At 53.8% G+C, this 25,466-nt stretch carries 25 protein-coding genes and 3 pseudogenes; 14 read left to right on the top strand and 14 right to left on the bottom strand.

The window, feature by feature from the left end:
- Positions 1 to 764: 764 nt before the first annotated feature.
- From P1M51_RS18725 to P1M51_RS18710, 5 genes and pseudogenes are all read left to right on the top strand, one after another.
- Positions 765 to 977: pseudogene (locus P1M51_RS18725) on the top strand (helix-turn-helix domain-containing protein); the annotation flags it as partial.
- A gap of 136 nt (positions 978 to 1,113) precedes the next feature.
- A complete protein-coding gene (locus P1M51_RS20175) occupies positions 1,114 to 1,545 on the top strand; it encodes a PIN domain-containing protein (RefSeq protein ID WP_369685324.1) in 432 nt (143 codons plus the stop codon).
- A 364-nt stretch (positions 1,546 to 1,909) separates the two neighbouring features.
- A complete protein-coding gene (locus tag P1M51_RS18720; RefSeq protein ID WP_276275104.1) occupies positions 1,910 to 2,080 on the top strand; it encodes a hypothetical protein in 171 nt (56 codons plus the stop codon).
- A gap of 138 nt (positions 2,081 to 2,218) precedes the next feature.
- Complete coding sequence (locus P1M51_RS18715; protein WP_276275103.1) at positions 2,219 to 2,863, top strand: hypothetical protein; 645 nt, start codon at positions 2,219 to 2,221, stop codon at positions 2,861 to 2,863.
- An 86-nt stretch (positions 2,864 to 2,949) separates the two neighbouring features.
- On the top strand, positions 2,950 to 3,303 hold the full coding sequence (locus P1M51_RS18710; protein ID WP_276275102.1) for a helix-turn-helix domain-containing protein: 354 nt from the start codon (positions 2,950 to 2,952) through the stop codon (positions 3,301 to 3,303).
- 45 nt (positions 3,304 to 3,348) lie between these two features.
- On the opposite strand, the gene P1M51_RS18705 is transcribed toward P1M51_RS18710, so the two are convergent.
- Complete coding sequence (locus P1M51_RS18705) at positions 3,349 to 4,587, bottom strand: transposase (RefSeq protein ID WP_276275101.1); 1,239 nt, start codon at positions 4,585 to 4,587, stop codon at positions 3,349 to 3,351.
- 683 nt (positions 4,588 to 5,270) lie between these two features.
- Between P1M51_RS18705 and P1M51_RS18700 the strand changes: the two genes are divergently transcribed.
- Both P1M51_RS18700 and P1M51_RS18695 read left to right on the top strand, forming a co-directional pair.
- Entirely contained in the window at positions 5,271 to 5,549 is a 279-nt protein-coding gene (locus P1M51_RS18700; protein WP_276275100.1) for a ribbon-helix-helix domain-containing protein, read from the top strand.
- Between the two features lie 308 nt (positions 5,550 to 5,857).
- Positions 5,858 to 6,277, top strand: a complete 420-nt coding sequence (locus tag P1M51_RS18695) for a hypothetical protein (RefSeq protein WP_276275099.1) — start codon at positions 5,858 to 5,860, stop codon at positions 6,275 to 6,277.
- A gap of 199 nt (positions 6,278 to 6,476) precedes the next feature.
- Here the strand turns inward: P1M51_RS18695 and P1M51_RS18690 are convergent, their stop codons facing one another.
- Positions 6,477 to 6,989, bottom strand: a complete 513-nt coding sequence (locus P1M51_RS18690; RefSeq protein ID WP_276275098.1) for a hypothetical protein — start codon at positions 6,987 to 6,989, stop codon at positions 6,477 to 6,479.
- 328 nt (positions 6,990 to 7,317) lie between these two features.
- Between P1M51_RS18690 and P1M51_RS18685 the strand changes: the two genes are divergently transcribed.
- The 3 genes from P1M51_RS18685 to P1M51_RS18675 all read left to right on the top strand — a co-directional run bounded on the left by P1M51_RS18685 (position 7,318) and on the right by P1M51_RS18675 (position 12,175).
- Positions 7,318 to 7,722 carry a hypothetical protein gene (locus P1M51_RS18685; protein ID WP_276275097.1) on the top strand — a complete coding sequence of 135 codons (405 nt, stop codon included), beginning with the start codon at positions 7,318 to 7,320 and terminating at the stop codon, positions 7,720 to 7,722.
- A gap of 440 nt (positions 7,723 to 8,162) precedes the next feature.
- Positions 8,163 to 11,390: a DUF2272 domain-containing protein gene (locus tag P1M51_RS18680; protein WP_276275096.1), complete on the top strand. Its 3,228-nt coding sequence runs from the start codon at positions 8,163 to 8,165 to the stop codon at positions 11,388 to 11,390.
- 377 nt (positions 11,391 to 11,767) lie between these two features.
- On the top strand, positions 11,768 to 12,175 hold the full coding sequence (locus tag P1M51_RS18675; RefSeq protein ID WP_276275095.1) for a hypothetical protein: 408 nt from the start codon (positions 11,768 to 11,770) through the stop codon (positions 12,173 to 12,175).
- A 159-nt stretch (positions 12,176 to 12,334) separates the two neighbouring features.
- Here P1M51_RS18675 and P1M51_RS18670 read toward each other — a convergent pair whose 3' ends face one another.
- The 4 genes from P1M51_RS18670 to P1M51_RS18655 form a co-directional block, all read right to left on the bottom strand.
- Complete coding sequence (locus tag P1M51_RS18670) at positions 12,335 to 12,739, bottom strand: helix-turn-helix domain-containing protein (protein ID WP_276275094.1); 405 nt, start codon at positions 12,737 to 12,739, stop codon at positions 12,335 to 12,337.
- A gap of 216 nt (positions 12,740 to 12,955) precedes the next feature.
- Positions 12,956 to 13,789, bottom strand: coding sequence for a hypothetical protein (locus P1M51_RS18665; protein ID WP_276275093.1), 834 nt, complete (start codon positions 13,787 to 13,789; stop codon positions 12,956 to 12,958).
- Between the two features lie 66 nt (positions 13,790 to 13,855).
- Positions 13,856 to 14,176, bottom strand: coding sequence for a hypothetical protein (locus tag P1M51_RS18660; protein WP_276275092.1), 321 nt, complete (start codon positions 14,174 to 14,176; stop codon positions 13,856 to 13,858).
- Positions 14,177 to 14,266: 90 nt separating this feature from the next.
- Positions 14,267 to 15,412: a Fic family protein gene (locus P1M51_RS18655; protein WP_276275091.1), complete on the bottom strand. Its 1,146-nt coding sequence runs from the start codon at positions 15,410 to 15,412 to the stop codon at positions 14,267 to 14,269.
- Positions 15,413 to 15,619: 207 nt separating this feature from the next.
- Between P1M51_RS18655 and P1M51_RS18650 the strand changes: the two genes are divergently transcribed.
- The gene (locus tag P1M51_RS18650) at positions 15,620 to 15,997 is read left to right on the top strand and encodes a MarR family transcriptional regulator (RefSeq protein ID WP_276275090.1); all 378 of its coding nucleotides are present in this window, start codon (positions 15,620 to 15,622) and stop codon (positions 15,995 to 15,997) included.
- Positions 15,998 to 16,343, top strand: a pseudogene (locus P1M51_RS18645) (type II toxin-antitoxin system PemK/MazF family toxin).
- 224 nt (positions 16,344 to 16,567) lie between these two features.
- On the opposite strand, the gene P1M51_RS18640 reads toward P1M51_RS18645, so the two are convergent.
- Positions 16,568 to 16,984: an ArsR family transcriptional regulator gene (locus P1M51_RS18640; protein WP_369685323.1), complete on the bottom strand. Its 417-nt coding sequence runs from the start codon at positions 16,982 to 16,984 to the stop codon at positions 16,568 to 16,570.
- Positions 16,985 to 17,099: 115 nt separating this feature from the next.
- On the opposite strand from P1M51_RS18640, the gene P1M51_RS18635 reads away from it, so the two are divergent.
- Positions 17,100 to 17,882 carry a hypothetical protein gene (locus P1M51_RS18635; protein WP_276275089.1) on the top strand — a complete coding sequence of 261 codons (783 nt, stop codon included), beginning with the start codon at positions 17,100 to 17,102 and terminating at the stop codon, positions 17,880 to 17,882.
- A 464-nt stretch (positions 17,883 to 18,346) separates the two neighbouring features.
- On the opposite strand, the gene P1M51_RS18630 is transcribed toward P1M51_RS18635, so the two are convergent.
- The 6 genes and pseudogenes from P1M51_RS18630 to P1M51_RS20170 form a co-directional block, all read right to left on the bottom strand.
- Positions 18,347 to 18,967 (bottom strand): hypothetical protein, encoded by a 621-nt coding sequence (locus tag P1M51_RS18630; RefSeq protein WP_276275088.1) that lies wholly within the window; start codon positions 18,965 to 18,967, stop codon positions 18,347 to 18,349.
- Positions 18,968 to 19,214: 247 nt separating this feature from the next.
- Entirely contained in the window at positions 19,215 to 19,502 is a 288-nt protein-coding gene (locus tag P1M51_RS18625; protein ID WP_276248620.1) for a type II toxin-antitoxin system RelE/ParE family toxin, read from the bottom strand.
- On the bottom strand, positions 19,492 to 19,788 hold the full coding sequence (locus P1M51_RS18620; RefSeq protein ID WP_276248621.1) for a ribbon-helix-helix domain-containing protein: 297 nt from the start codon (positions 19,786 to 19,788) through the stop codon (positions 19,492 to 19,494). The genes P1M51_RS18625 and P1M51_RS18620 overlap by 11 nt, the downstream gene beginning before the upstream one ends.
- Before the next feature lie 634 nt (positions 19,789 to 20,422).
- Positions 20,423 to 20,854, bottom strand: a complete 432-nt coding sequence (locus P1M51_RS18615) for a hypothetical protein (RefSeq protein WP_276275087.1) — start codon at positions 20,852 to 20,854, stop codon at positions 20,423 to 20,425.
- Positions 20,855 to 21,382, bottom strand: coding sequence for a sugar-specific transcriptional regulator TrmB (locus P1M51_RS18610; protein WP_276275086.1), 528 nt, complete (start codon positions 21,380 to 21,382; stop codon positions 20,855 to 20,857).
- A 262-nt stretch (positions 21,383 to 21,644) separates the two neighbouring features.
- Positions 21,645 to 21,842, bottom strand: a pseudogene (locus tag P1M51_RS20170) (ester cyclase); the annotation flags it as partial.
- A gap of 107 nt (positions 21,843 to 21,949) precedes the next feature.
- Here P1M51_RS20170 and P1M51_RS18605 point away from each other — a divergent pair.
- Complete coding sequence (locus tag P1M51_RS18605; protein ID WP_276275085.1) at positions 21,950 to 22,348, top strand: helix-turn-helix domain-containing protein; 399 nt, start codon at positions 21,950 to 21,952, stop codon at positions 22,346 to 22,348.
- A 1,682-nt stretch (positions 22,349 to 24,030) separates the two neighbouring features.
- On the opposite strand, the gene P1M51_RS18595 is transcribed toward P1M51_RS18605, so the two are convergent.
- Complete coding sequence (locus P1M51_RS18595; RefSeq protein WP_276275084.1) at positions 24,031 to 25,245, bottom strand: Cdc6/Cdc18 family protein; 1,215 nt, start codon at positions 25,243 to 25,245, stop codon at positions 24,031 to 24,033.
- Between the last annotated feature and the right edge of the window lie 221 nt (positions 25,246 to 25,466).

The following is a 25,466-nucleotide window of genomic DNA, read 5'->3' as shown; positions in this document are numbered from 1 at the left end:
CGACGAACACGAGGAAATTTACGAAGAGCTCGCACACGAGTAGCTACGTTCATCGCCTACCTGACGTACGCCTAACCACTCAGTCTACGGGTTGGGGACGCGGATTGAAGACCTGTATCGAGCTCTGACTTCCCCCCACGACTGAAATCGTGGGCTTTCTCCTGTACCTGTGTAAGACTCAGGCCTAACTGATTCTCGGGATGTCTCCGGTCTGAAGCTGCGAACCATCCACATTGCAAGTTTCGTCACCAACGCAGCATCTTGTGGACCGATTTCTACTCTTTTTGGCTTATTTTGGGGATTCAGCTCTTCAGTATCACTCAAAAGTTGTGGAGTTCATCCCACAACTTTTTGATGTAGTCTGACTACTGTGCCGCCTTTGAGGTAAAACATGGGGACCCAGAAGGGATGACGCTCCGAAATATCAAACGGTTCCTTGAAGCGAATGAGGGAGCTGTCGGATTCGTAAGTAATCATGCTGCGACGCGAAACACCCCACGCCTCGTCGAGCGCGACGTCAGCCCAGTCCACCGCGACCTGAACTGACCTCCTCCCGCACCTAATGACGCGGATATGCACTCGATTCAGTATCATGATAGTGTGAGCCATCGAGTGCATCTGTTCGTTGAGCCGAACTATGTTGAGCTCTGCATTCCTTCAACGGTATTGTTCTTGGTTTCATACGCGACAATCGCTTGTTTAATACCTCTTTTAACCCTGCCGTTGAGGGAACACTTATGCATGAGACCGGCGAACTCACTCGCATGGGCACGCCTGGACCAACCGCTGGAATCCCGCTCAAAGACGTCCTCGACGTCTTCGCCGCCCGAGACGATCCCGCCGAACCACTCACCGCGACCGAGGTAGCGGACGCCCTCGGCTGTTCTCGCCGAACGGCGCACAATAAGCTCACGAAACTCACCGACCAGGGGGAACTCAAGAGCAAGAAAGTCGGTGCCAGAGGCCGTGTCTGGTGGGTTGCAGACGAGACTGACACAGAAGTAGACTTCACCCAGGGGTTTGGCGCGTTCAAGGGCACTGACTTCGCCGACCAGGTGGCCGACGCTCGCGTTGAGATGAACCAGGATTTCGAACAGCGCCAGGAGGAACACTTTGGCAAGTCAAACTGAGTTCGCGGTTCTCGAAACCTCCTTTCTCGTTGATTTCCTGAATGGCGACGAATACACCCTTAAAGCTCTCGAGTTCCTGCGTGAGGAAGTAGCTGAGTTCGTGGTTCCGGCAATCACGATGTATGAATTGTATTCGGGTGCGATTCGGTCGAACGCGGCAGACGATTCGCCTGCTGCGGTAGACCACGCCCTCAGCTGGGCGTCTGTCCGCCCGTTCGATGCTGACCAGGCACTTACAGCCGCTCGCATTCGCGCTCAGCTGCTCGACGATGGGAACCCGATTCCTGTGCCCGATATTCTAATTGCGGCTGCGGCGGAGGTGACCGATCACACGGTACTTGTCACGACTGACCATCACTTCACGGCTCTGACAGTCCAACAGTTAGAGTATATAATCCGACGGCCGAATAGATGAGTCCCACAAGGGCGAGCATCTCACCCATTGGCATTCCGAACCCGATACCTCCGAGCAGTGTGAATGTCTCTTTCTCGGTTGGTAGGAATACCTGCTGAGAAAAGACCCAACGAGCGCATCAATTTGTAGCTTCACGGAGGAGACGACTTCTGTTTGTGGAGGTGGCGGTAACTGTGCTTTCCTGTGAGCCACGTCAGACCCCAAAGCAGTCCATCGGCAGAGGTATTGGTCTAAGACTATCGCTCAGTGAACGATTATTTGGTGGCCTACGAGAGAACAGAACGTGACTGAAGACGTCGTCTACTCCCGAGCGAGTTCTCGTCGCAACAGAGAAAATGACTCACCGAGAATAATTGAAATAGAGATGCCGTCCAGCACTGATTCCTCGTCTGCAGTTGATGAAGTAGTTCGCCGGCTGTACAAGCAGTACAAGGCGGCAAAAAGCGACGAGGAACGCCGCGAGATTGCCCTCAAGATGGGGAACCTCGACGGCAAGCGCAACGCAGACATCTACGCAGCACTCGAAGACAAGTAACTTACCCACGGGTCACACAGCTCGTTTTTCGACTCGAAGTCTACTCGCACTGAGAGTCACAGCTACAAGATTACAATGTTCGTCAGTCAATAGGTACTCGAACGAGTGACGAATGTCCTGTTTACCCCGCATCCAAGAATGAACCAGCATGCTGCCATTGCCACCGTCGAGGAGTACTGCACGTTTGACGACGACCGCGTCTACCTGTTCATGGCCGTCGCCCGCCAAAAAGAGAATCCACAGCTCACCAGCAGTACGGAAGTCACGTTTCGAGAAGTCGTCAAAGACCACCAAGACATCCGTCGGAAATTCGACCAACTCTACGCCTGGGCACAGCACTACCGGTCCAAATCAGGCGACTCGCTGACGTTTCGGCTGTATCTCTCAGTGAACGCTCGAAATACGGTAGACGGGTTCTTCAATTTCCAGGAGCAGACCAACGGCTGGGTCAGAGCGTGGCTCAAAGGTGACGAGACTGCTCCTCGAAAATTCAAGCGTGTCTCGAGTTACTGGAAGTCAGAGCTCCAGAAGCCAACGGCGAGCGACGACTCCCGCTTTCTCTTCGATGTAGATGATGCCACTGAAGAGGAGATGCAGCGACTACTCGACGCCCTGGAGAAAGCGACGGCTGTCGTGCTGGTTCGTGAGTCACCGAATGGGTATCACATCGTAACAGAGCCGTTCAACTACACCACTCTCGAGGTCGATGTCGAGTACGAACTGAAGACGGATGGGATGTTGTTCGTCACGTTCCTGACCAACCACTCAGAGAGCGAAGCGTGAGACGAGTTCTGAGGTGTAGGTGAAGCTCCAATCCAATGGAACAAATACATCAAACAGCTATGTTCCAACAGTCCCAACACTAGCCTATGTCGAGCGGGTCCATCGATATCGACGAATTCGAAAACACTGACGAATTCGAGGAACAGAACGACACTGAGCAGATCGTGCTGTTCCTCGACGACCACGACGACCGTGCGTGGAAGGCAGCGACGATCGCCGAGCGACTCGGGCTGGACACGGACGCTGTGAGTGCAATCCTGTCGAGATTGAAGGAGCGGGGTCTCGTGCGGCACAAGCGTCCCTACTGGGCGATCACGGATGACAAAGACCGGCTCCACGCTGCCTACCGACTCCACCGACATCACGAGAGTGCAGCGGAAGAATACGGCGAAGAGCGTCTCGAGGACCTCCGGACCGACCAGATGGAAGAGGTACAGTAAACTACCACGCCCTGAAGGGCGTGGCATTCAGCATGGACTCCCGTTCTAACCGCTGAGAGCGGTAGGCGAATACTCGCCGTTCACGTTCATCATCCCGCTGTTCAAGCGCACGCCTACGGGTGCGCCTCCACGCCCAGACTTTTGCTGGTCGCGGAGATACTTCAGACCGATATTCTTCGCGGCGTTGTAATCTGCGTGAACATCGTACCCGCATTTCAGACAACCGAACTCGTCTTGTCCGTTGTTGTGTGGACGATTATCCTCGTGGGTGAATCCACACTTGGAGCAACGCTGACTCGTGTACGCCGGATTAATCTGCTTCACCACAAGACCTTCAGACTCGGCTTTGTACGTGACGTACTCGTACAAGCGATGGAACGCCCACTTGTGAACCGCCTTCGCATACGGCAAGCGTTCGCGGATGCCTTTGAGTTGCTCAAACACGATATGTGTGCAGTCGTTCTCCAACGCTTCTTCCACGAGTTCGTTCGAGATGGTGTGAAGCAATTGCTCGAAACGCCCGGTTTGCTTTCGACCGACTCGCTGAACGTTTTCGTGTGCCCATCGAGTTCCGGTCTTTTGCAGGTCTGCTCGACGTTTCTCATACTCGCGGTGCCAGTGGTTGAGTTCGCCGCCGCTCCAGAATTTCCCAGTTGAGGTGGTTGCGATGTTTGTGATGCCGAGGTCAACACCAAGGACGGAGACGTGCTTGGCATCGCCTTGTTCGGCCTCATCGTTCTCCACGGCGGGCTTTGTCCGCACATGAAGGTAGAAACAGTCCTCAACCTCGTCGTAGTGGAGCGTAGCTCCTTTCACGTCGTAGTCGTCGTTGAACAGATATGCGGAGTGTGGCGTATCACGCTGTTCATCGGGTAGGACGAAGTCTGCGGTCACTCGTCCGTCGATGGTGGCGAGTGTGGCGTGGTCGTCGTTGACGGTGACGGTTCTTGCGTCGTAGCTGGCGAACCGCGACGTGAAGTGTGGTTTCGAGGCGTTCTTGCCTTGTGACCACCGTTCGATAACTCCTTTGACGGCTTCTGCGGCGCGGTTTCGTGCAGCTTGCACGAGATTGGCTGGAAGCGGTGAATCATCCCGAACGTCGTAGTAGGTAAGGTCGTGGAGTTTCTGCTTGCTGGTGATTTTCCAGTCTGGCTCCCACGCTACGTCTACGACATGGTTGGCGGCGTCAAGGAAGTGGTCGGTTGTCTGGTGGAGGAGGTCAGCGGCACTCTTGTCCACATCGAGTTTGATGGGCACGGTTCGAGTGCTTGAATCTTCCACCATCTGTACTTCATATATAGTAGCCTGTATTTATACTGGTTCGGATTGACGTGGGGGAGTCGGCCTGCTATCGAGGAGTGTTTATGTATCGGGTTGTCGGCTTCCTCCCGCGTCATCAGAACTCGGAGAGTTCTGATTGGCTAACAAGACGCAAAGCGTCTTGCGAACGCCTAAAGTCGCAGGTTTCCGCCTTGCAGTCATTATGACCCGAAAGACGTTGCTCAGTATCAAGGAGCGAGTGGACACGAAAGTGGAGATCCCAACCCACGACGCTGAATTCTAATCGCTTGATTTCGGTTGTTTGAGGGTGTTAAAACTGGCGTGAACAGACGAAATCTACTCTCCTTCGACTTTTAAAGATACCATCTTGCATCAACACATGTTCAATCGTTGTTCAGTGTATTTCATTAACGATTCAATTGCCGCGGATCCCCCAGTTTCAAATCTTCCTAAACGCGTCTTTTCCGGGGATTTCACCCGAGTGTAGGTCGTCACCTAAACGGTGAAAATTCGTTTTTCGAGAGTCGCTACTGCAGACACATTTCTGGGATTTTTCTCCTTGTCGAGCGAGGTGAGTTTGATGACGTCACAGAATCTGGTGCAGTGTCCCATATTTCGGGTGGATGGGGTGCTCAGATGGGAAACCCACCCGAAGACCCATCTGTGATACATTCGTATCACAGCGTATGAGTAGCGACGGCAACTCCGGATCGGACGGCGAAATGGAGAAAATCAACGTCCGGGTGCCACGCGCGCTGCTCACCCAAATAGATGAAGTCTGGGAGCAACGCGGCTACGCCAACAAGTCCGAATTTATCCGCTATGCACTCCGCGACGCAGTCACCCCTCCAACACAGCTCTCTGAGGAAGCACTCGAGCACCTCGCCGAAAGCCGTGAACAGCGGGAGCAAAGCGAGACGGTCTCACACGAGGATGTGAAGGAACGTCTCGGCATCGATGACTGAGATTGAGTGGACGCCGAAAGCAACCGAACTCCTCTATCCAGAGCAGGCGAGCAATGTCCCACAAGCAGTTGATTCGTTGTTGGGTTAATACTCCAACACAGGTATAATGTTGGGTGGCAACCCAACAGTGAGGGATGGGCCACGAACTCCACACCGCTGCCGGTGACGCAGACGTCGAGTTCCTTGGCATGGAAGCCCTCGTCGTGGAGTTCTGAGCCAGTGCTGACGAATACTGGGATATTATTGGTGGGAACCCACCCCGTCTCTATTGAACTGCATATACACAAACACGTCCAACACACCCGAACATGACTACACTTCACATCACTGTCGGCGACCGAGCACAGCTCCGAGAGGATACGCTCCAGTTCATTCAGACAGCAGAGACTGGTGAACTGGATGCAAGCGATGAGCGTGCAGTCCTCCAGTTCGGAACCTATGACGATCTCGTCGACAGTCTCACCCCACTGCGCCTCAATCTCGTTCAGGCAATTGCCAAAGAACATCCCGCAAGTATGCGAGAGACTGCACGACTCGTCGACCGCGACGTCTCCGATGTGCATGCAGACCTGAAACAACTGGAGGTGCTGGGCATTCTCGAACTCAGGGAAGGAGGCCCTGGGGGAGCGATTCAACCAGTCGTCCCCTTCGATAAAATCGAGATACACATCGACTATCCACTTCTCGACGACGTCGATACAGACACCACTCCTGCGAGTGCAGATTAGCCACGTATATTTCACCCGCTGGAAAGGTGGGAAGGCAGTAAGAGGGAGTCGTGGTGAATCGATGAAAACGAATCGCCCGGATTCGGTTGTTTGAGAGTGTTCAGACTGGCGTGAACAGACGAAATCTACCCCCTCAATAATCAACCACCCACGACTTGGTCGTGGGCTTTCTCCTTGCTCCCTGTGAGTTTTCCCTTCGTCACCGAGTCAGGTGGTGGATACGAGTCGCTTCAATCGAATCGTAGAGCAAAATTGCCTGCTTGATGAGCGTGGCCTGGTGCTCAGAGTACTCCCAATCCTCTGCGTCGTGCCGTCGCTGTCGGCGTTCGACTGCTGGAATATCAGCACCGACGGTCGCTCGGAGTTCGTCAGCAGATTTCACATCGTATGCAGCCTTCCACTCGTCGATATCGTCCCGGATTGCACGTAATTCAGCCGTGAGTTCGTCTTTTTCGTGGTCGTTGATGAGGTCACGAATCTGATCGAAATACTGAGTGACTGGGTCGGGATGGTAACAGGTCTCACGGCCACGCTGAATCGTTTCGAGTTTATCGGCCTCGACGAGTTGGATGAGATACTTTTCGGCTGTGTTCCGGGCAACACCAGCAGCAGTAGCAATCTCGCCCGCGTTTTTTGGTTCGCGGACCGTCATCGCGACCTCCCGAATCCGGGCGACTTTTGCTGTGTGGTTTGAGGTTCCTGCGTCGCTCATACACGTACTCCACTCTCTGGCAGCATCAGTTTTTGAAGTTCAATTCAATATCTTGAATTAGCCCTGTTTTTCGCCCGAACAGGGGACACCGTTTGCGGGAGGAGACGTATCATTTCAGTCACATGCATAGGCGCGGGCTTGACTAGCCCAATCGAAAGGCCACTCCGCATCCTGTTCTGAAAACTGTGTTCACAGCCACGCTGTCCGCTTTTTAGCTGCGTGCTACTTTCGTGAGCGTAAGCCGAGCCATAGACTTATGTCAACATATATCAAATTGATTTAGACAGTAAATAATTGAATTATGACTGGAATACACTATAGCAACCTGGTGAAATCCGACTACGCGGAGAAGAGTATTCGAGAGATACTCGCATCACCGATCGACGCGCTCGTCGGTGTCGATGCAGATGATGTTGCTGCGCTAACTCATCTTGACATCGAGACTGTTCACGACCTGGCGACCGCACCCACGTTCAATCTAGCCAGGCGAATCAGAATGGCTGCTGAGGGAGACAACTCGCCAATGGCGAGCTACGGGCTCACACCCGCGAGTGCCACGGCGTCCGGGGAACCAACGCCAGTTGAAGACCTCGTAGACGCCGATATCAGTGCCTTAGCTGGCGTAACCGAACAGTTCGACGATGACATCCGAGACGCAATTGCATTGCGAACAATCCGAGATTTCTCACAGTGGCCACCGTATCAGCTGCCAGAGCAATACTCAGACAACTGAACGGCGTCACAACGGATGAGGATTCTTCGGAACGAACACCAGCCGAGTTAGTCCCAGTCGCCCGGCAATACAACACAGAGAAAGTGTTCTACGAGAAGGTGTTCCTCGACGAAGTTCTCGAATCAACAACACAGGAAGAAGAAGATGAGGAAAACACGGTCGAACGTCCAATCCTTGCACCATCGAAATACAAGCGAATTCAATATGGAAACGACTTGTTTTCGCGGACCACCAAGCGACGAACGAGGAGTGATGGCGGGGCCGCACGTGTCGGTGCCTCAGAATCCGGTGGATTCCCCATCACAATCGACGCATCTACGACACCTGATTCGTACACGTCGCCTGCACTCGGGGCGTTCTTGACCTTCTCGCAATCCTGGTATCCAGAAGGACTGTCCCTCGGGAATTTACTGCATAGCACGTCACTCGCACCGGGCGAAATGACCAGAATTGCCGTGCTCGATTGGGCACGTCAAATCGGGGTTTCTACTGACGAACGCATCGACCAGGCCGAACAACTCGATGCATCAACCGGTCGAACCCGTGCGATCGACGAGACACAGGATGCGACCGCACGGGAGTTCACCACTGGTAGTTCACAGGTCCGGAGTGATGCAATATCGAGCCAGTCGAGTGCCAGTGGCGGACTCGGGTTTTCGGGTGGGGGGTTCAGCATCGGTGCGAGTGGGTCGGGAAGCAAGGCGCGCACGCGCTCTGCTTCGCGGTCGGTGAGTTCCTCGAGTGGACGACGAGACCTCTCCGCATCGATGAGCCAGCGATTGACTGATATTACCCAACAGCAGGCGTCATCGACGCGGTCACGACGGGCGTCTATCGTGAGCGAGATTTCACAAGAAGAGTCCGTGGAGGCGAAGACGCGCATTGTGACGAACTACAACCACATGCACTCGCTGAACCTGCACTATTATGAAGTGGTGCAGATTTACCGGACTGAAGTTCGGCCCGAGGAGGCAGAGCCGATTATCTTCCTCCCGTTCGAGCCAATCGAGTTCAACAAGCGGATGGTTCGCCGGTATCGGGGTGCACTCCTCGATGCAGCGCTGGACAACGAAACCTATCGTTCGCTTGCGAATGCATTCGGCAAATCGATCGTAACCCTCCAGTCGGATATCTGGCCAGATTCAATCGCTGATGAAGAGAGCGAAGCGCGTGCGTACGCACGGATTGGTGTCATTGGCTCGCTCGAAGACGGGACGTGGGACGTCCCGTCGGATGCGACGCTCACCCGTCTTACGTCGATGTCTGGCGGCCAGAACGACAAGGTCGTCGACGAAGTGCAGATATATCGTCGGTCTACCAACGACCCCCTCCAACTCGACGTGCAGAACGGTTCGACTCCCGTTCCAGAGGGCGTTGATTTCGCCGATATCAAACGCATCGCTGTGTCGTTCGATGAAACCGCAGAAGAGACGGACGACGACCAGTTCAACCTCACCCTCGGGATTTCGTTCGAAGGCAACCAGGACAGCATCCCGATTCGAGGATTGTGGACAGCACAAAGTTCGGCCGAGTTCAACCCCGTCTTGTTCGTCGACCAGCCAATCGAATTCAACGAACTCGTTTCGACGCTCAATGAAAGCCAACTCTACTACAGTCGAGTCGTGTGGGAGCACTTAGACCAGGAGACGCTTTCGTTGCTCTTGCGGGACATGCCATTGTTCGGGACGAATCGAACTGCGGAACTCGTCGAACCGACTCCAGTCGCGACGTACGGCAATCTCGTTGGCTTCCGGCTTGCCCTCCCGGAGCCAATCCCCCTCGATGGGCTTTCTGCGTCAACTCGCGAAGGAATTTCGAGTGCAGTTGAAACCGACCTCGATGGAATCGATATCGAGGAGGGGCCAATCGAATACGGCTTCGACGGCTTCGATGCTGAATCACGGGATCACCAAACACTGTTGACGATGGTCAATTGGTGGGGGAACTGGCGAGACCGCAATTACGACGCGGCCGCCGTCAAAGACGAACTCGTTTCGATGCCGAGCGACGGCGTCCACATGGAGCCCATTCTTGGACGAGCGAATGCGGCGGAGAAACTGGACATCACTCGATTCTGGGACTGGCAAGAGTCGCCGATTCCGTTCCAGGCGACCGCGATCAATCCCGTGGACACAGGGTCGCGAGCGTCCGATGAGCAGCTCACACCTGGCTCACTCGACTCGCCGATCGTCAATATCCAGACGCCACCGTCTGTTCCAGATCCGGCTGGGCTGTCGGCCATCCTTAACGCGGTGTCGACCGCGAATCTGTTCCGCGATATGTCCGGCCTCGACCAGACTGCTGCAGTTGCCCAACAGGGCCAACAGTCGACGAGCGATGCAGCAACGAGTGCGACGAAGACGACGATGGCGGGAGCCACCGCCCAGAGCAAGATTGCCTCCCAGAACTATCAAGCGAAGTTGAAGGCCGACACCGAACGGATGAAAACGCTCGCGTCGCTTGTCGGAGCGTCTACTGGTGGCTCGTCAGGGACCGACAGAACGACGGACACGAATTCCGGATTCGGCGCACTCTTCAACGAAGCCGGAAAGCAATCAACCACCTCATCGCCGATGACGAACGGCGGAGCCGAGAACACCACAGGGAAGTCGAATTCCGGAATCGGTGACATCGGTTCGTCGAGTGGGTCTTCCTCGAACGGGTCGACCGTCAATGGGAGTTCTCACGAATACCGGTCGCGTGAATCGGATTCGACTGACTTGCCTGTCGATATGTTGCAGAGCAAAGCCGACCCCGTCGGGAGGGCGACGGATGCAATGTACAGGCTCGATTCGATGAGTGACGACTCGGGCGTTGTACCGGCCCAGTACCCGTCTGCGACATCGGACGACGATGTGGACCTGAGCGGTCTTCGAGCGAACGGGCTGTACTGGAAGGAGCAAATCGTCAACGCTGCGAAAGCAGAAGAACGTGCGTGGACGAAACAGGATACGTCGAAGAAAGACGAGGCTACGCAACTGTCGAAGCTCGAATCCTACTATGGGGTCGTCGCCGAGGCAGGAGATGGCGTCATCACCGAACAAGGTGCGAAAGCGTACGCCAAGAAAGCGAAAAACGACGAATCTGCGTGGAGTGCTGCCTTCATCTCCTACGTCGTAAATCAGGCCGGTGTGACGCACGCTGATGGATTCGCATTCCACTTCCGACACCTGAACTACGTCGTCAACGCGCTCGTCAACCGCATGAATGGAGACCGCGAACGGCCCTTCTGGTTGTTCTCCGCTGCAGAAATCACCCCAGAGGTTGGTGATATCCTGTGTAAAAATCGGAAAGGCAAAAACAAGCCGTGTTCTGACCATTCGCTTCAGAGTCTGGCGCAGAACTATACCGCCATCGGCGATGTAACCGGAAAGCACGTGCCGAAAGATGAGATCTATGGACGGTCGCACTGCGACATCGTCGTCGAGAAGAAAACCATCGACGGGGACGACTACATCGAGACCGTAGGCGGCAATACGATCGACCTCAGCGGAGTCGCGGACACCGTTGGGCGCAAGCGATGGAAGTTAGACAGCGACGGGCACGTCGAATATCGCGTCGATACCAACAATTCCAAAGTCGATGACTGCTCTGTCTTCGGCTACATTCGGATTATGGTGCCCAGTATCGACGAAGTGCTGCGAGAGGAGGGGTCCACGCTCGCTTGAGATTGCGGTAGCAGACCAGCTTCTTGGCTACTGATTTACTTTTTATCGAAGTACCTCCAAACACGAATCGTTGCGAATGAGGGGAGTGCTGGCTATTCTACAAAATTGAGTCGATAGTCCACGGAGTTGGGTTCACTTATTATCGCCAATTAAAGAGCGACTACTTCGACACGAGTCGAGACAAAGGCACGTGCCCGAACTGCCAGGCGTACGTCCGGTCGACTAACGGAGGACCGATTTCTGACCTGCAACCGATATGGCTGGGTGGTTGGCTATCCATTCCTTCGATGGCTTCGTTACCCATCCTGGGTTGACTACTACTTCCGTGACTAGCTTCCGTTGTATTCAGGCGTACCAGTCAAATTATTAAGGAATCAATGAGTAGCCTAACCATGGTGAGGGGACTAGCATCTCGTCTCAAAGACTACTTTGAGGAGAGGACACAAGAGAATTTACGGAGTGTCATAAGCTATGAGCAAGAAGAGTACGAGATTGTGTATCTCCGTGACGATGTCACCGAAAAATACACCAGAGAGCAACTCAGAGATTCGATAGACAATACGCGTCTGGAATCGATGACTGCGCCGGTATACGACTCACTCTACTCTGATGACCATGGGGAACTGACGTGCCTGGTCAAGTGCTTCGAGCATGTGGTCGAATTGAACTTCGTCCTTGGTGATTTTGAGGGAGTCACTATTGGGCTTGATGAAGCGGCATTAGCAGGCTCTCAAAATCTCGTGGCTGGAACGAGACAGATTTTCATTGAGGAACGGGCCGCATGAGTTGGTGACTTTGCCTGCATAGTCTGGATTACACGATTCGAGGAGAAAGCCCACGATGAAGTCGTGGGAGGATGTCAGGCGGCTTAACGTTAGGCCTAATCGTAAGAATACGTCAGGCAATAGTCGATTATCTGTCACTGAAAACACCCACTAGTAGGTTCAACGAACCCGATACACGCCAGACTGCACCTTATTCAACTTCCCTTTCTCGGTTAATTTGGTGAGAGCACGACTCACGCTCGATTTCGGACGGTCAATCTCGCCAGCAATCTCTCCTGTTGTTAACGTCGTCTCCTCGCTCTGCTTGAACGCCCCGAGAATATCCGTTTCCACCGAACTGGCGACTTTACTGAGGATATCGTTTTCAAACGCAATATCAGCGAGCTTTTCTACATTGAGTATTGCGTTAGTAACTTCGCCTGTGGCTGTTTGATGTGATTTAATACGGAGGACACCAGCCTGAGTCAGCCACTGAACCTCCGCAAACGTGAGCGAACCTGCCTCAGCTGTGATGTCTGTGTCAGTGGTGACGTTGTACGCGTCAAATTTCCTTCCGTTCGACATGCGTGCCCTGTTTTACCGGCAATGTTAAAATATTTACCCGCAATGTTAATTTCTTTTCCCTGGAATGAAATGTCATTAACGCTGATTTCAGCAAGGCTTTTCAGTAATGCCGGGCGTAGAATGAAGTGAGCGCAGGCGCCAGCGTGAAGAGCCTGTTCGACCATGTCCCTTGATGGATGTGGGGGCAGGAATCGGCGCCTGTTACTATACTCTGAGTCACAACCCACGCAGGATGCTCCCCAGATTGTCGAACCCATCCCTCTCAAGTGTCCGTACGACCGGGTTCAGCGAATCACTGATTGGAGGCTGGCTCCCCTGATCCGCAAAAACAGCTCCCTTGTACCAACAACAGATTCGTTGACGGACGCTGTCTCCACGGTGACCGGGTAGCTGTGCGGGCGTGTACTCAACGCTATTTTGGTACATCCCATTGAACGCCTGTCCCCACTCGTCAGACCGAGCTTGTTTGGCATGCACAACGGGAAAAACGGGATTCATATAGTCGTACTGCTGCTCGAGGGTGTGGGCGAGGTAATTTGCCGTCAGGTCGGCAAGTAACGCATTCGGGTAGTAGAACTCCGATTTCTGGCCGTGAGCTGTTGTGGGATGGTCGTCTGTGAGTCCGGAGAGTGCCTCTAAAAAGGGCTTGGCTTTCTGTTCGTTTCCATCAATAATCACCAGCGGAGTTAAACCGAGAACAAGGAGATCGTTCACGTGGATTGCTGAGTGAACCGCTTCGACCTGCTGGAGATTTGTGTTCTTGTCACGCGCTCGGCTGTGAGCAAATGCTTCGAGGTGCGCCCGATTCGCATGAATGAGATTCTCGCAAAACCCCTGCAACTCGGTGTGCTCGTAATTGTTTGCCTTGTCGTAGAACGGTTTGAACCCAATGTCCGCGCCGTGCTCATAGATGGAGCTGAGGATCTCGGGTTCTTGCTCCCGTGTCGAGTGTACTGCGACGGTGACAGTCGTCCCACCAACGGTGCTCGCATCGAGTGCGATCGAGGAGGCGAATGACGCGGAATTTGTTTTGAAGAGAGGGAGAGTCATTGATCGTATCGGTGGCACATAGTCTGGTACTGGTTGGCTCTGTAAGTAAGTGAGAAGGGGAGGGTATTATACCGCATTTATTTTCTTGCGAGCGGCGCGGACTCGATCGTTGACAGTCTGTCGGCTTACGTTCCGGACATGTGCCCAGATCGCTTGACTACTCGTGTACTGTTCGGTGGTCATCCAGTAGTCCAACGTCTCTGCTGGCGAGCCAAGCTCGTTGGCAAGAGCTGCGAGTTCGATGGCGGTGATACGGCGTCCTATATCGAGCGGAGTTCGTTCGGTTGCCTGCTGGCTGATGAACTGACTAATGGATAGGTGTACCAGAGTTTCGCCGTCTTCATCTACAAGCCAGACTCGAACGTCGCTCTCAGACTGGTCAGCCATAGCTGGAGAGTGCTCTTGCATCCAACTGAAAGGATGTTGTGGCTGACCGACTCTCGCCACTTCGAACCGCTATTGTCGTTTGAGGTGGGTTCATTCGAGAATCTCGAACACGTCGACTGCTTTGTACTCTTTGCCGCGTTCTTTGCCGGTCACTTCTGCTACGAGCCCATCTGCTTCGAGATCGTCGACGACCTTGTAGGCAGTTCTGCGTGAAACGTCGAGATACTCCACGAGGTCGAGTGTAGTGAAGTACGGATACTGGAGCAACTGCCGAGCGAACCGGTCCGTGCTCGTAGCGCCTGGGTACTCCTGTTCGTAGCGCGTTTGGAGCTCTCGAAGCTGGTGTGTCCGGTCGTAGGACGTCGCCGCTTGGCTTCGGAGGCCTTCGAGGAAGAACGTGAGCCACTCGTCCCACGCACCCTCTTCGCTCACCGCACGCATCCGTTCGACGTACTCGACTTTGTGCCGGTTGAAATACGCACTCGGGTAGATGTAGGGACTTTCGAGGTAGCCCTTACTTGCCAAAAAGAGGATGATGAGGAGGCGACCAAGGCGACCGTTTCCGTCAGAGAATGGATGAACGGTCTCGAAGAAGTAGTGGATGATAGCAGCATCGACGAGTGGATGATACTGCCCACCCAGCTGGATGTACGATGCGAGTGACTGCATGAGCCCATCGAGCGCCTCGGGCGTCGGTGGGACGAACGGACGCTGTCCTGGCTGTGGACTCGAAAGATGAACCATGTGGTCGCGGAATTCGCCGACGATGTCACCCTCGTTTCGAACGTCTTCGAGCAGCATCGAATGGAGTTCTTTGATGAGCGAGAGGGTTATTGACGCGCCACTCTCGATTCGTTCGAGTCCGTACGTGAGCGCAGTCTCGTAGTTGAGCGCCTCTTGTAGGTCTTTCTCGATTCTGGATTCAGTCTCGTCTGCGGGGTGTCTTGTATGATACGCCTCGACGTCTTCATATGCGACCTCTGCCCCTTCGATTCGTGCGGATTCGACAGCTTCGATGCGAATGAGGGAGGTGTAGAGAACTGCGGAGAAGTCAATTGTCGAGATGATACCGTCCACGCGACCGATTTGATACGCGGCATCAGCCACCAGATCGTGTGTCTGATCGGTGAGATCGTGCTTCGGCTCTACAGGAAGCGACTCGGGGGAATAGTACGGGTGGGGATGGGAGGGGACGTACTTTCCCGGTGCACTTTCTGGAAGCTCCTTCGTGGGCATTGCACTTAGCACACTCTTCCCTCTCTGTTGGTATAGCTGTTTTTATAGTGGGTATACGAAGGAGTGGTCTGCCAGTTGCCTACGCGGCAGTCTTCCCAGAACCGTACGTCTATATTTAATACCGAGTCAATTCACGCTTAAATCCTCGTAGCTGAACCCTCGTGGTACAGCAGTACACTAATTACATCAGCACACCAATTTCAGGTCATGCCCGTGAGCATCGACGACTTCGAATCCGGAGACCTTCCACAGGGGCCAACGGTCCCCGAGCAGGTGGTTTCATATCTGTACACACACCGCGACCAGGCATTCACCCGGTCTGAGATTGCCAGTGCTATCGGCGAGAACCCGAACACAGTCGGAACCGCCCTGTCGAGGCTGAAGGCACGTCGTCTCGTTCGCCACCGGGGAGAATACTGGGCGATTACACCCGACGAATCTCGACTCGTCGATGCATACGACCTCCACATCGCGAGCGAGCGACTGAACGAGAACGAGGGCGGCATCGACGCCGACGAGTGGGACTTGACGGCCCCAAAGACGCCACACCCAAGCGAACGAGGCGAACGCGAGGACAAATCCTAAATGCAACCGGAGCGCGGCGACGTCGTACGGAGTGCAGATCCGTTCAAACTCGGGAATGATAGACAACGTCCGTGGCTCGTCGTCAACAACGATACGCACCCGTTCGGCGGCGAACAGTACATCGCCAGTCGCCATCTCGACGAAAGCGTACGACGATTCGGTAGCCCTCTCAGAAGACGTCTGGGAAATCGGTGGTGTCCCTCGGGAATCGTACGTCTCTCCATGGGCGGTCCATTCGCCGCGAAGTGAGGACTTTGTCGCCTGGCAAGGACGCGTGACGGATGGCTTCGTCGAACAGGTCGTAACAAAACTGGAGACGTATCTTCACCTCAGTGAAGAACGTTGAGAGGGCGTGCGGCCAGTCACCAAACGTCAAGAGTTCTTTCCGATTGACATGGCGTACAACGCTGCCATGACCATAGCATCTCTCACCAGAGAGCAGTGGTCAACGTCGTTTTCTTTGCGCTCAAGCCACGGTGCGGTGACACGTTCCACGCTCGAACGTAGTTCGGGCAGGTCCGAGTAGTAGCTCGGACTAGGGTTCATCGAATGCGAGGGCATCAGCGACAGCTACAGGAAGCACTGGTCGCGGTGCCCCCTCATGACGCAGCACTCGCTCAGATTTTTCGTCTCCTCATAGACCGCGCGTGCTATTGGGACACCCCGGAGGAAGTTGTGCTCGTACAGAATTTCGACGCCACGCTCGGTCGGCCCCCAGAACTTCGAGGGAAGATTCCGCGTCGACGCATTCGGTTCGTGAACGTAGACGTCGAGGATACCCGCCTCTCGAAGTCGTTTAAGCTGATCGAGAATCGCTGCCTCGTTCTTCGGAATCATGTAGTCAAGCTCGGCCAGCGACATGAGGTGAGCCGGGTGACCAAGGATTAACTGGATGATGAGGTGTCGAGTCTCCTGTGAGAGCAGCTCGCGCATTTGTCGCTGCTCTGCAAACGGGTCCTCGAATCCCTCCGGGGCCGTGTGGCTCATATCTCAATATAGCCTGCTCGCCTGCATAATGGTTTGGGTGAACTAAGTCAATAAAATCGGTATTTTACTGAGTCAATCAGAAACGCCTATGGCCCAGTCAATTGTGTCCACCAATATGAGTGGGCCGTCCGTTCCCCCGAACGCAGGCAAAATCATGACAGCCGTACAGCGGGCACTCCGGGGCCTTGACGTCGGGGCTACCGAAGCGACGCAGATTCTGTCGTGGGCCAACAGTGAGACGCCAGCAATCTACGACCGCGACCAGACTGCCTATCTCGTCCTCGGAAGCTACCGAGATCCATATCTCCGACGTGTACGAGCGGTCAGCGATCGATTGAACCGTCGTTATGGAACGTACGCGTTTCTCATCGGGGATCTCACCGACATCGATATCCCACGCCTCCCCGAATTCCGCGTCAAATTTCACATCACCGCGACGCTCAGTGACTATGTCGCCGCCGTCTTCGAACAGGATGAAGGTGGCGAAGTCAACGAACTCGGCAAACTTGGAGAAACCGAGTACTTCGAGAAAGCGTACGCCTTCCCCCGCGCGTACCATTGGGAGATGGAAGAGAATCTCACAGAAGAGCGTGACGTGCTCGCTGCTGGAGCACAAATTATGGCTGCCACGAACGTCGACGAGGAGACGAAAGCTGCAGAACTCGAGGCACTTGTTGACCGGGCAGCACACACTGGTATCGACATTACAGTCGATGACGTGACGAGTACGCTCGAAGACAAACAAATCGACGTCCCCTCGTACAGCTGGGTCCACTTGAAGGACTTCCGCCTCTTCGAACTCCACGGGCGGTGTTATCCCTGGACAACTGTGGATGAGCTCCTCGATGCAACGGACGAGCTTCCAGGGTCGCCCAGACCAAGTTGGGAACAACAGTAAAAGATATTCGTACGAATACGATTACCCAAGAAGCAAACAACGAGCCAGTTCGCACTCAAATCCTCGTAGGTCAGCTACCCACGACTTCAGTCGTGGGATTCCTCGCTACCGCCGTTTGAACCACCGTGCGGTAGTTGAGGCTGGGTTTCTCAATGCATACATGTAGGCACAGCCTCAGTCTGAAACTGGTCGAATTCGATGGTTCGGCTAAAATCGTGCATCCTGACGGTCCTAATGCCCGTGTAGTCTCAACTTCCACAACCTCGGAAGATAGTTTTGTTGCGTGCCTTATTTTCATCATCTGACCCCACGGAACATCCGATTGATAAGTGTGTGGGCTTACCAGTATTGCTACTGTCAGCTATTAGACGAATAGAACGAACCGTGCTGCATACAGCGCGCGAGTCTGGCACAAGAGTTTAGTCGCTAACGAACAATTGAATCGTTCGAATCAGAACGCAGACTCACCGTTGAACACGTAACGAATCAACGAGTTCGCGTTTCCTGTCAAGCCTGTCGAAGAACAACGAATCGTAGTCCCTAATGTTCCACGCGTCCGCAGTTTCGGGGTCAATCCACTCCAGGTATTCGAAAAACGCCCTGAGTGCCTCGAAGAACTGGGGTTCTGCCCCCCAGTTCCAACACGGGAGCACGTCGTCCCTAGCCCGAAGTTGTTCGATTCGATACCACGGTTCGGCTCTGTCGTAGTATCGAGTTGCTTCTGCCGACCCCGTAAAGAGATGCGCATCACCGACCCACTCCTCGAACAGCCCGACAAGACACGCACGCGTCGAATTTGACCATTCATCTTGTAGCGCATCGTACGCGGCGTCTTGCAGAAGCCAGGCGTAGGATGTGAGTGTATTGCGAAGGGAGGTCGCTTGGGTAGTTTCGCCCGCTCGTTGAGCATAATAGATGGCGAATAAGAGGTCGGCGACGGCCTCGTCGCTGTCCATATGCGACCGGATGCCACACGACTGTAATCGGGCTTGCGCGGACATCGCTCGGTAGCGTGCTGCCTCCTCAAACCTCTCTTCCTTAGCGAACGCATCGGCCTGGCTTGCCATCGACGCCTCGAAGACCATTACGCTATACTCTCGCTCAAGAGACAATAAGATTCATCGGTAACGTCTGTCTTCCTTTGCTCAATGTGCCCGGAATCGGTGATGTAATCAGAACGAATCACACGCAAGGGCCAGCTGCTGAACTCACCCTCTATATTCAGCACGCCACCATATATCGTTTTCTTGATATCCCGCCGACAACGACGGGTAGTAGTCTGCCTGTATCTCTCACCCCTCGGCCCTTTTGTACGGAGACTAGGTGGCTGGATCAGTCGTCTGCCGTGTAAGCTCCGCTCCGATGTTCAATCCGATGGACTTCAAGTACGAGCGCATCGTGATCGAGGACACACGCAAGTCGATACTGCCCCACACGAAGCTTCTCAAAAGGGCCACCGGTGAGCGGTTCGAGATAATCGCCGGGATCACGCCAGGGGTCGTCGACGATCTCGTCGAGTTTCGAAACGATGCGGTCCTGAACGTGGTGTTCGAGGTTGTCGAATTGTTTGGCAGCCCGTGGAGCGAACTTCCATGTCCACTCGTCGTCCTCACTCGCCATCCGAGTCGTTGTCCATCATCGCGATAACTTCCTCCCGGGACACGAGTCCCTCCTCACCGGTACGAAGTCCGTGCTCGCTGGCTGCAATCTGCTTCCAGCCCTCACGCGAGAACTCGGGGTGCTTGACAGCGTCTCGGGCCGCATAGCGGAGGAATTCGCTGCGCGAGTTGAAGCCCTGTTCTTCCCACGTTGCGTCGATGTCATCGAGGAATGCTTGTGTAAGCCGAAGGTTGATCTGAACGGTCTCCGGCCCGTCGTCCCCGGTCGAAGTTTTGGCACCAGACATGATATACGAGTGCTTTACGTACGCATATCAGATAAGCATTCTCCCGCTACAGGTGTGGCCCTATTCTCTGTCGTGACGCGGTACCCACGTCCAGAGCTTGGTAACCATCAACAACGACGGTCTCGAAGAGTCGTTATGTCTGAGTCTCGCCAAAAGCCCATCGAACGGGAACGGCGGCTGGCTGACGCGTATAGCGTCGGTATCGAGATTGCAGACATATACCGCCATGGAACGTCCCTCGTCACAACCATCGGTCAGGCATCAGCTTCGACCGAAGCCCTGGAGGACTCCTACCCAGCGTGGCATCCGGCCCCATATTCATTCAGAGGATGTTCCGAAGCTTCATCTACCGCGAGATCACTGCTGAGAGCTACCAACGTATAGGCCACCGTTCGACCCTTTTAGAAATACAAAGACGCTGCGTGAGGGCGTTTGTGAAACAATGACCGAGTATACGTGCGAACGCCGAAACGAATTTCACGTATAGTCGACATATAAGGGAGTATACTAAGAGCGTGCGTCCCAGGACTGTAGTGTTACATTCACGCTGTAGTTGCACACCTGCTGGTTCTCTACGTATCGAAGGACTATGATGTCCATCTCGTTGAGAGAGTTCGACTTATCACTACAGGTACTACGACCACAGCATCTCAATGTGGCGCTCAATTGCAGTGAGCACTGTCGAGTAGACCTCGAGTGGGTGCAGCGACGGAAGTTCGAGGTCGGTAATCTCAAGAGCATCTGGCGGTTCGTGGAAGTGCAATCGTCTGTTATGCGTGTTCGGATGGCGATCCCATCGACACTCCCAGCGGTCACCATCTTCGTGGTCCTCGACGTAGTGATAGGAGAAATCGCCAGTGGAAAACCATCGAATGTCGAGTCTGGCTGCTGCTATCGAGTCGGGATAGTGGCCAGCATCAAATCGCACGTGGAGAAGGCGCGGTTCGTATGAATCTGGGTCGAACGTCGTTTCAGCGACGAGGGGGTCTGCCGAGAGGTGGCGTTCCAGGAGGCGCAACGTCTGGCGGTCAGGTGGACTAGCCGAATCGTCTGACGGAAAGCTCATTTAGGCGCGAATCAGGTGCCCGTCGTTCTGGGAGAGCTGGCGAGCGAGTTCGTACAGCCGGATGTTGCGAATCACGCCCTGCCACTCGCTGATTGCGGTCATCCGTTCGTGGATGGTGTCGTGGCTATCGTGGTCAAATACGTTGACGGTTGTGGGGTCTGTCGTCTCGAACTGGGCTTCGTACTCCGCACGCTTCGTTTCGAGTGCTTCTACGCGAGCGATGATCGCTTCGATAGTGAGGTCGGCTGCGATTCGACTGGCCTCTTGCCATTCGAGGTAGCCGTCGTTTCGCTCGTAGGTTGCCGGGCGGCTCTCTGTGTTAGCGCGGGCGATGCCCATCTCTGCTAAGCGTTCGAGGTGCTTTTTTGCGGCGTTCGGCGAGCAGTCTGCGAGTTCAGCGATGTCGGTGTACTTCGTCGGGGATGTAATCCCGAGGAGCACGTCGTAGACACGGCCAAACGTGTCCGTTCCAGTCTGCCATCGACGCTCGGTATCGTCGACATTGGGAGCCGGGTCGAACTCGGTCATAGCTACTCGTAGGTAGCTATTTGCAATATATATTCATGTTTTTTAAATATATGCGAGAGGTTGCGATAGCAAGATTATGGGTCACTGTCATGGCATCCAGTCATTACCCTTGATTCAACCGACGTCTATTGCCCGCTCTATACGGGATTTATTCACGTTACAAAGAAAATGGAAAGAACAATTCGTCTCACCTGGGCGTGTTCGAATGAGACGCCCTCAAAGAGTCAAGACCGCCAAGACTCGAACTCGATTGCAACAACCTCTACAGAAATCGAGACAAAGTATCTGGAGGCTTATCCTCGATGTACTTCACGATTACGCCATCCATCATTCGAACCATTTCAAGTGCCTCCACTATGAACGAATTCCCTGTTGGTTCAATATAATCGAATTCGCCGGTGTGGACTCCGCGAGCTGTGAAACGAATCGACACCAAGTCACCTTCCACGATACACTCCTCTAGTGGAAACCTTTGTCACTCCACCTCTAGTTTTGATAGCGGTCTTGTTGAGGGTGTGATATCTGTCCGATACTACTTTATGCTACTATGAGCTACATTCGATTACAATGCCGGTTCATCTCGAATCACACGTTCCGGAACTCAATCTCAAACCCGGAACCACCAAATCCGACATCGTACAATTCCTGTACGAGAACCCGGAATGGGGATACACTCCAAAGGACGTTACAGACGAACTCGATATCCCTCGAGGCACCGCAACCACCACGCTCAAACGCCTCTATGACACCGACTACGTCGGTAAAACCAGTGACGGGTACTACCACGCTCTCAGCGACCGAACAGACATCCAGCGATATCTCTCAAACCTCGACCAGCTCTACCGCATGTTCGGACACCACCGATCCGACACCACTCCTGAGGAACCTACGCGTAAAATCGGGGAGGGGAGAACCGACGAAGATCTTGATGCAGAACTCGCGGAACTCGAAACTAACTTAGAGTGAATGAGTGAAGTACCTCGGGGACAAGTGGTTCGAGAGACCGCAGGTCTCTCGTTATCACGAGAGAGCACGCTCTCTCGTAGACCCCGAGGCACTCTGCCTCGATTTCTGTAGACTTCCGTATCTTTGGTGCATTTGAGCCGGATGACGAGGCGTACGATTACCACACCAATGATGGGGGTCTGTACGACCTTCCGGTTTCGAGTGTATTGAATCGGTATCAGTTCAAGGCGACGCTCAGCTGATTCGGTTAGATTGAACCAGATTTATTGAGGAGTTTCGTTCCCTGTCTCGGTTGGAAGAATGAGTCAATAACTATCCCAGTATAGACCATCACAGTGTTGACCACTACAGTTAGTACGCATTAGGAACGTAGAACTCGTTGATGGGACACACCAGTCAACCGGGCGAAACCGATGGGTTCGATACGTGGACCGCACTCAAACTCATAACTCAAGACACACGTGCCAGTCTCCTCTCGGATATCGTCGGCCACCCAAAGGGATTGCCAAGTGTCCCCGAACTTGAGTACACGAACCCGAGCATCGGATGAAGCGCAATCGAGGGACATTTCCGAAAGCTCACTGAGGCGGGAGTCGTCAAGGCCGTTGAGTTCCCCAAAGGTAAACGGCGTCGAGACCTTCCCTACAAGTTCTATCGTATCACCTCGGAAGCGCGGGAGTTGTTCGACCGTAACAACCTCTTCAACGAAGACGTGTGGCGCGAAACCTACGCCAAGGTGAAGAAAACACCCGAGATACGGGAGATTGAGTCAATGCCACGCCCGGTGGAAAACGCTTAGAGTGCGTAGTCGAGGAGTCTCATTCTTTCCGCTCGTGTGTTTTGCGACGAGTATCGTCAGTCAGAGTGGACAACACCTCCGAGTTGCTTGAACGAGATAGTGGGGGGTAGGTTTCGTCTGTTCACGGCAGATACACGCCTTCTATCTACAGTATCTCATGGGAAATAGCATTCAGAAGGGGTACATTTCGCTTGTTCATGAAGAAGGCAACACATCTAATTCTGGAGAGAGGGAGAGTACATTTCGTTTGTTCTCAGGAGATACAGCCTATCGCTGTACAGAATCTTAGGGGGAGTTGCTTATCGAAGGGGGTAGGTTTCGTCTGTTCACGATGGATAGACGCCGTCTCACTGTAGAATTTCAGGGAATTTGATTGTCGGGGATGGAAACTTTCGTCTGTTCCAGAGGAGAGGAACCCACCCATCAAATTCTGGAGAGGGGGAGAGTACATTTCGTCTGTTCTCAAGAGATAAGACTCGTCTCTGTACAGAATTTCGTGGTGGTTACTCATCGGAGGGGGGGGTAGATTTCGTCTGTTCACGGTGGATAAGTGCCCTCTCGCTGTAGAATTTCATAAGGAAGTGGAATTCGCAGGGGGTAGCTTTCGTCTGTTCTGAAGAAAGTCATCCATCAAACCCTGGTGGGAGGGAGAGTACATTTCGTTTGTTCACAGGAGATACAACCGATCACCCAACAGAATTTCATGGGAATTGCTGGTCCGAGAGGGTAGATTTCGTCAATTCTTGGTGAAGACAACTCTACATCGAATACTGGCATGGAGGAGGGTAGCTTTCGTCTGTTCGCGGAGGATACAAGCCTTGAACGGGTAGTATTTCGCGTGAATGGGTTGCCGGAGAGGATAGCTTTCGTCTGTTCAGGGCGCTCATTCGAGCGAACGCTTTTGTTCAAGTTCCTGGCGAACTTCGAAGACAGTCTCGGCATCGAAATCGAGGTCGTATTGGTAGAATCGACCTCCTGATTGTCCACTATTTCTGTCGTTCATCGTAAGGAACCCGAGCATCGACAGTTCAGAGAGGTGGTTCTGAACGCTCTTGAGAGATTGGAGAGGACTATCTCCCCAATGATTCGCAACGTCTTCGTAAGTCGATTGAATGGTCTTTGACCGCGCAGGAAGATCCTCGATGACGTCGAGACGGGCAACTGCTTCGAGCACGTACTGCGTGTGGATAGTTTGGTCTTGGATTTTGTTTTTGAGGTGGCCGCGTTCGACCTCTTTTGAGGCGGTTTCGATGTGCGTGTCTCTGACGACGTCGTCCTCTGCACGTTCGGCAAGGACACCTCCAGTGAGCAGGAGATCAAGGGCTTGTCGGGCGTTACCCGAGTCCCGCGCTGCGAGTCCCGCACTCAGCGAAAGGGCTGATTCATCACACGCTCCATCGGCAAACGCGAGTTTTGCGCGGTGTTCCAGGATGGTTCGTAGCTGGTTTGCATCGTATGGGGTGAACGAAATCTCCTCTTCACGGAGTGAACTTTTGACCTTTGCAGAGAGGCGATTCCTGAACGTGTAGTCATTGCTGATGCCGATTATTCCGACACGGGCGTTGGTGATGTGGTCATTCGCCCGGGCACGTGGGAGTTCATACAGAAGGTTATCCAAGTCTTTCAGGTGGTCGATTTCATCGAGGACAAGCAGGAACGACCCACCGTGGTCGTCGAGGTGTTCGTAGAATGCGTCGAGCGCATCGCGCGTCGAAAGGCCCCGTTTTGGGAAGGGTTTCTCCGCAGATGATTTGAGCTGGTTGATGTGACGACGGAGAATGCTGTACGTACTTTCGTTGGTACAATTTCCGAATAGAACGGTGAGGTCATCGGCACTTTCTCGCGACTCTGCTTCCTCTTCGAGTGCGTCAAGGATGTAGCGCGTCACAACCGTCTTTCCAACCCCTGTTTTCCCGTAGACGAATATGTTCGGTGGTGACCTGCCAAACAGCACGTCAGAGAGTGCATCTCGATAGGCGGCAATCTCCTGGTCCCGTTCAAGGATCTGATCTGGCTGGTAGTCCTCCTTCAGAACTTCCTTGCGAGAAAAAAGTGTGTGAGTCACCTCGTTGAACGGGTTCGACGCGTCGGATGGCATATGATATTCATACGCACTCACCACCCATTGATAAAATCACAGGTTTTCTGTTTCGTTAAAGTAGAGTGTTTCGTCTGTTTCGTTTGTTATACCTCTAATTGTAATCTGGCTCTATAGGTCGTCTATCTGCTGAAATTGCGTGGGAACAAACGAAATGTACTCTCCCTCATTCCTGCTTTTGGTGGGGAGCCGGTTCCTTCAGGAACAGACGAAACCTACCC

Source organism: Haladaptatus sp. QDMS2 (assembly GCF_029338295.1).
Taxonomy (GTDB): domain Archaea; phylum Halobacteriota; class Halobacteria; order Halobacteriales; family Halococcaceae; genus QDMS2.
The sequence above is the reverse complement of the archived record's forward strand: the minus strand, read 5'-3'. Positions and strand labels throughout refer to the sequence as shown.

Bases quoted from the DNA above. Each gene is read 5' to 3' on its own strand.
- P1M51_RS18720 (WP_276275104.1), top strand. From the start codon at position 1,910: ATGCCGTCCAGCACTGATTCCTCGTCTGCAGTTGATGAAGTAGTTCGC.
- P1M51_RS18715 (WP_276275103.1), top strand. From the start codon at position 2,219: ATGAACCAGCATGCTGCCATTGCCACCGTCGAGGAGTACTGCACGTTT.
- P1M51_RS18710 (WP_276275102.1), top strand. From the start codon at position 2,950: ATGTCGAGCGGGTCCATCGATATCGACGAATTCGAAAACACTGACGAA.
- P1M51_RS18705 (WP_276275101.1), bottom strand. From the start codon at position 4,587: ATGGTGGAAGATTCAAGCACTCGAACCGTGCCCATCAAACTCGATGTG.
- P1M51_RS18700 (WP_276275100.1), top strand. From the start codon at position 5,271: ATGAGTAGCGACGGCAACTCCGGATCGGACGGCGAAATGGAGAAAATC.
- P1M51_RS18695 (WP_276275099.1), top strand. From the start codon at position 5,858: ATGACTACACTTCACATCACTGTCGGCGACCGAGCACAGCTCCGAGAG.
- P1M51_RS18690 (WP_276275098.1), bottom strand. From the start codon at position 6,989: ATGAGCGACGCAGGAACCTCAAACCACACAGCAAAAGTCGCCCGGATT.
- P1M51_RS18680 (WP_276275096.1), top strand. From the start codon at position 8,163: ATGACCAGAATTGCCGTGCTCGATTGGGCACGTCAAATCGGGGTTTCT.
- P1M51_RS18675 (WP_276275095.1), top strand. From the start codon at position 11,768: ATGAGTAGCCTAACCATGGTGAGGGGACTAGCATCTCGTCTCAAAGAC.
- P1M51_RS18670 (WP_276275094.1), bottom strand. From the start codon at position 12,739: ATGTCGAACGGAAGGAAATTTGACGCGTACAACGTCACCACTGACACA.
- P1M51_RS18665 (WP_276275093.1), bottom strand. From the start codon at position 13,789: ATGACTCTCCCTCTCTTCAAAACAAATTCCGCGTCATTCGCCTCCTCG.
- P1M51_RS18660 (WP_276275092.1), bottom strand. From the start codon at position 14,176: ATGGCTGACCAGTCTGAGAGCGACGTTCGAGTCTGGCTTGTAGATGAA.
- P1M51_RS18655 (WP_276275091.1), bottom strand. From the start codon at position 15,412: ATGCCCACGAAGGAGCTTCCAGAAAGTGCACCGGGAAAGTACGTCCCC.
- P1M51_RS18650 (WP_276275090.1), top strand. From the start codon at position 15,620: ATGCCCGTGAGCATCGACGACTTCGAATCCGGAGACCTTCCACAGGGG.
- P1M51_RS18640 (WP_369685323.1), bottom strand. From the start codon at position 16,984: ATGAGCCACACGGCCCCGGAGGGATTCGAGGACCCGTTTGCAGAGCAG.
- P1M51_RS18635 (WP_276275089.1), top strand. From the start codon at position 17,100: ATGAGTGGGCCGTCCGTTCCCCCGAACGCAGGCAAAATCATGACAGCC.
- P1M51_RS18630 (WP_276275088.1), bottom strand. From the start codon at position 18,967: ATGGTCTTCGAGGCGTCGATGGCAAGCCAGGCCGATGCGTTCGCTAAG.
- P1M51_RS18625 (WP_276248620.1), bottom strand. From the start codon at position 19,502: ATGGCGAGTGAGGACGACGAGTGGACATGGAAGTTCGCTCCACGGGCT.
- P1M51_RS18620 (WP_276248621.1), bottom strand. From the start codon at position 19,788: ATGTCTGGTGCCAAAACTTCGACCGGGGACGACGGGCCGGAGACCGTT.
- P1M51_RS18615 (WP_276275087.1), bottom strand. From the start codon at position 20,854: ATGAGCTTTCCGTCAGACGATTCGGCTAGTCCACCTGACCGCCAGACG.
- P1M51_RS18610 (WP_276275086.1), bottom strand. From the start codon at position 21,382: ATGACCGAGTTCGACCCGGCTCCCAATGTCGACGATACCGAGCGTCGA.
- P1M51_RS18605 (WP_276275085.1), top strand. From the start codon at position 21,950: ATGCCGGTTCATCTCGAATCACACGTTCCGGAACTCAATCTCAAACCC.
- P1M51_RS18595 (WP_276275084.1), bottom strand. From the start codon at position 25,245: ATGCCATCCGACGCGTCGAACCCGTTCAACGAGGTGACTCACACACTT.